This is a genomic window from Desulfomarina sp. (genome assembly GCF_054039375.1).
The window spans coordinates 1-4431 of the sequence record NZ_JBPLBA010000156.1; the positions used below are offsets into that span (position 1 = coordinate 1).

A 4431-nucleotide genomic window follows, 5' to 3' on the forward strand; every position below is an offset into this window, starting at 1 on the left:
CACAGGGGTAGCAATTATATGATCTTATTACCTCTGAACTGTAATTGCTCACAGGTGCCGCAGATTTTTGCAGGCTCTTTTGTTCGCTATAGCCTACCTATGCGGACGAAAGAGACCGTGAAAAGCTGGGGTACCTGTGAGTAATTACCATAAATATTCAGAAAAATACTTAGCCAACCCCTGTAACCAAGTCATTTCACTACTAGTCACGTCAACGATGAAATGACGTAATATTGCGCTGTAATTTTCTGTACCATTCTGCCTGCGGCTTTGAGCGCATAGTTGAGCTATGTAACATAAGCCGCAGGCAGGATGGCGCGAAAAAGGACAAGCAAGATACGTCAGAGCAGTGTTGACGAGACACCAGTTACAGAGCGACATCCTGTTCAGTTTTCAGGCCGAACCCGCCTGCCGGACATAAACCGTCCACATTGAACGATACAATAGACAACGAGAAGCGAAAATAATATTCTGCCCCAGAAAACTCCGGTGATTTTGCCGCCAATGGCCACCATCAGAAGCGTATCTTCAACCAGTCCATGACACAGTCCCATCATAGCCATAGAATAAAAAAGCTCCTCCCGGTCCATCTTCCCCCTTGCCGTTTCCCGGATAATCATTGCCCCGCCATATCCAAGTCCCATTACCATACCGACAACAGTTACCGGCGCAGCATTATTACCCATACCGAAAACCGGCAGAACAGGAGCCAGGATTTTTTCGAGCAGAGTGAGAAGACCCACGGCCCGCAATATACGCATGACAATGAGTATACAAAAAATAATCAAAACAATCAGGGCAATATTCTCCAGTTGATCAAGCGCCCACTCCACCAGGGTCTGACTGGTCTCGGCTGCCTTGAAATACACAGTTGCCTTCTCCTGCCAGAAACCGAAAAATAAACTTAAATGATGGAGAATTGTCCCGTAAGTAACAGCTCCCACGAGACGAAGCAACCCGATGGGGACAAGGGACGCGCCGGCCTTTTTACTGACGCTCAACTCAATGGGCAGGGCATGGGCGATAAGCATGGCAGAACAGAGAACGGTTATCTGGGCTACTGTCAAATCCAGGGAAGGCGCCAGAACCGCAAAAACAGCAAGTCCTCCGTAAAGACTGGTCAGCATGGCACTAGCCCAGACGAGGCCAAGAGAGCCGGGAAGGCCCATAACTCCCATAACAGGCTCAAGCACAACACTGAAAAAAGAAACGAGCCCGAACTGTTCAAGAATCCTGGTGATAATAAGGACGGGGACCGTTATTTTCAACAGTTCCCGGCTGGTCTTCCAGGTGTCGACGAGAAGAACAGCACTCTGTTCCCTCAGGAATCTTCTGTTCATACCGTTCTAGATTTTTTTTCAGGAGAATTCTTGTTGTTTTTAGAGGTGTACAGCTGACAGGAAAGACCTGAGTTCGCCAGAACAACCCTGGCAGGATTCTGCCTGCTTTTAAAACCGACAGCTCGACAGCCATGGGGTTTGGAAGGATCATAAGTAATATAATAGTGGACGCAGTTTCTACATTGTATTTCGACAGAGGACATAACTCAGGCCTTCCATTACGTAATTGTTCACAGGTAATTAACCTCTTCAGGGAGAAATCTTTCTGGGATAATCAAAAAACAGAAGAGAACCTTTTCCATCGATCCGCTGAAACCCTTTTTTTCCCCGGAACGCAATCCCCACTATGCCACAGGTGGGAACATTATCAAACGTTTCTCCACAGAGATACCCTGCGACATCGGTAATCACGGAATTATGCCCGACCATGAAAATCCGGTCAACCTCATCAAGATGATATTCTGCCACATCGAGAAAATAACTGAATCCTGAAAAATAAAGACCTCGGTCATAGATGATATCTCTCTTACCGTAACCGATTCCCGCTGCTATAAATCGGGCAGTCCTGCGGGCCCGCAGGGCTGGACTGGAGACAATACGGTCGGGGAAAATATTGCGCATGGAGATCCTGCCTGCCATAAACGGTGCATTCATTCTTCCCCGTTTATTCAGCGGTCTGTCAAAATCATCAAGATCCGGATCAGCCCAGCTTGATTTGGCATGTCGTATAAGATAAAGTTCTTTCATCCGGACATATCTGTTACGGTTGAATTCAGGCCGCTACGCGGAAACCTCACGATCTGTAGTCGGCATTAATTTTTACATAATCCACTGAAAAATCACAGGTATAAACCTCTTCACATCCGGTTCCGTCCTTCAAATCTATACAAATCGAAAAGGACTTTTCCTTCAAGATCTCCGAGGCAGCTTCTTCCGCCTCACTGCCGAGAAACTGACCGTTTTTTACAATAAGAACATCTCCAAATGCCAGGTCAACTCTTTCAGGATAAATCCGTACGCCTGCCCTGCCCACAGCAGCCATTATTCTTCCCCAGTTGGCGTCTTCTCCGAAAAAAGCTGTTTTCACAAGACTGGATGTTGCCACTGTTCTCGCAATGATCTCCGCTTCCTCGTCCTCTTTTGCCCCGCATACTCTGACGGTAATTGTCTTTGTGGCCCCTTCCCCGTCCGCTACAATCTGTAATGCCAGATCCTTCAGGACCGTTTCAAGAGCATCCTGAAAAACAAGCTGATCATCAGGAGAATCTCCGTCAATCCACGGATTGTCTGCTCTGCCGTTGGCCATCACCAGAACCATGTCGTTTGTACTGGTATCCCCGTCAACAGTAATTCTGTTGAAAGTCCGTTCCACCCCGAAAAGCAGTGATTTGTGGAGCTCGGGGAAACTGATCTGGGCATCGGTGACGATGAAGGCAAGCATGGTGGCCATGTTGGGCATGATCATACCGGCACCCTTGGCCATCCCCATGAGCCGGACTTCTCTGCCACCTATTTCCACTGTGTCACAGGCGACCTTTGGTCGGGTGTCAGTGGTTATAATCGCTTCTGCAACTTTATCAAAATTGTCGGAAGACAACCCTTTGACAAGCCTGGTCATATTTTTTTCAAATGCAGCCACATCAAGCTGTTCTCCGATTACTCCAGTCGAGGCCAGCTGCACCATTTCATCAGGAACGCCCAACGTCTCCGCAAGACACGCACTGGTTGCCAGCGCATTTTTTTCCCCCTCCTCGCCGGTACAGGCGTTGGCGCAACCACTGTTAACGAGGATGGCCTGGGCCCTGCCCTCCTTGAGTCGCTCAATATCAATAACAACAGGGGCGGCTTTGACCTGGTTAGTCGTAAAAACACCGGCAGTAACACAGGGTTCATCACTGAAAATTAATCCAAGATCAAGCCTGTCACGGTATTTTACCGAGGCTTCAACAGCAGAGTACAAAAAACCTTCAATATTCATTCAAACTCCATAGACAAGAGGTTATCCGGCTAAACCGCTCACCGAAAAAATCTCCGGACCATTCCTTTCATTGACCCGGCATGTTTCTGCAAGTAACATCTTAAGTACCACATTTTTACAGGCTCTTTTGTGCGCTGTAACCTATCTGTACGAGCAAAAAAGACCTTGAAAACGGGATTCCTGATAGCGAGTACCTGTCCATAAACAGGCCAGGCACTCGAGTAATACAGCAATTTATTTGAAAAATCACAATACACAACACACATTTTCGCCACAGTTTGGATTCAAGGCCCATATAAACATCTACCACTTATCATACTGATAACGCTAGTATTAAATTATGCCTCAATCCCGGAACCGGCAAATCCGGAAGCTCCCGGGTTCGATAAAATTACCAATCCCCCAGAGCAAAGAAAATAAAATAATGAGTTTCACTGAGAAAGTGAATCACTGATTATAATAAAAATCCTGATTACGTACAAAACTCAGCCTGCTGTTTGTCAGTCTGTGGATGCGCCTGTTTTATCAGGCACATTCACAATCCGACAGAGTTTCATGGGCAATGGGGGATAACATATCGTAACATATTAAGATAAATGAAAAATTATTTTTCCAATTTTCTGAAATGCAGAATTCGGTTTATAAGTTTTTTGTATATAATTTCAGTAAATATGGTATTGTTGTCTTCGCATTATGTCATAAAAAAGCATGCAGTTAATACAAATTTCAACTAATAAATCTTCTCCCGATCCAATTTGGTGTTTTCCCGTTTCATAGAATAAAACCTGATCCACAGAAGAGAACACCGGAATTTGTAACTCCTCGCAGGGGGGTAGCAACTCTATGATTTTATTACCTCTGAACTGTAATTGCTCACAGGTGCCACAGATTTCTGCAGGCTCTTCTGTCCGCCATAGTCAATCCAGGCGGACAGAAAAGACCGTGAAAAACCGGGGTGCCTGCGAGCGATTACCGAAATTCACAAAAGAACAGACAGTCTGAAGTGTATGACTATTCCTGAACCACACTGGAGTTATTCCATTTACTCCACAACCCTGCTTCTTGCAGATTTCTTCATCCGTATCGCCCTGTCGCTCCGGGTGATCATGCGCA

At 46.2% G+C, this 4431-nt stretch carries 3 protein-coding genes; all 3 read right to left on the reverse strand.

All coding sequences use genetic code 11. The features are described from left to right. Positions 1-386: 386 nt before the first annotated feature. On the reverse strand, positions 387-1340 hold the full coding sequence (locus ACXLDX_RS09345) for a nucleoside recognition domain-containing protein (protein ID WP_457576911.1): 954 nt from the start codon (positions 1338-1340) through the stop codon (positions 387-389). A gap of 249 nt (positions 1341-1589) precedes the next feature. Next, on the reverse strand, positions 1590-2087 hold the full coding sequence (locus ACXLDX_RS09350; RefSeq protein WP_457576912.1) for a SixA phosphatase family protein: 498 nt from the start codon (positions 2085-2087) through the stop codon (positions 1590-1592). A gap of 46 nt (positions 2088-2133) precedes the next feature. After that, positions 2134-3318 carry a bifunctional glutamate N-acetyltransferase/amino-acid acetyltransferase ArgJ gene (argJ, locus tag ACXLDX_RS09355; RefSeq protein WP_457576913.1) on the reverse strand — a complete coding sequence of 395 codons (1185 nt, stop codon included), beginning with the start codon at positions 3316-3318 and terminating at the stop codon, positions 2134-2136. Positions 3319-4431: the final 1113 nt, after the last annotated feature.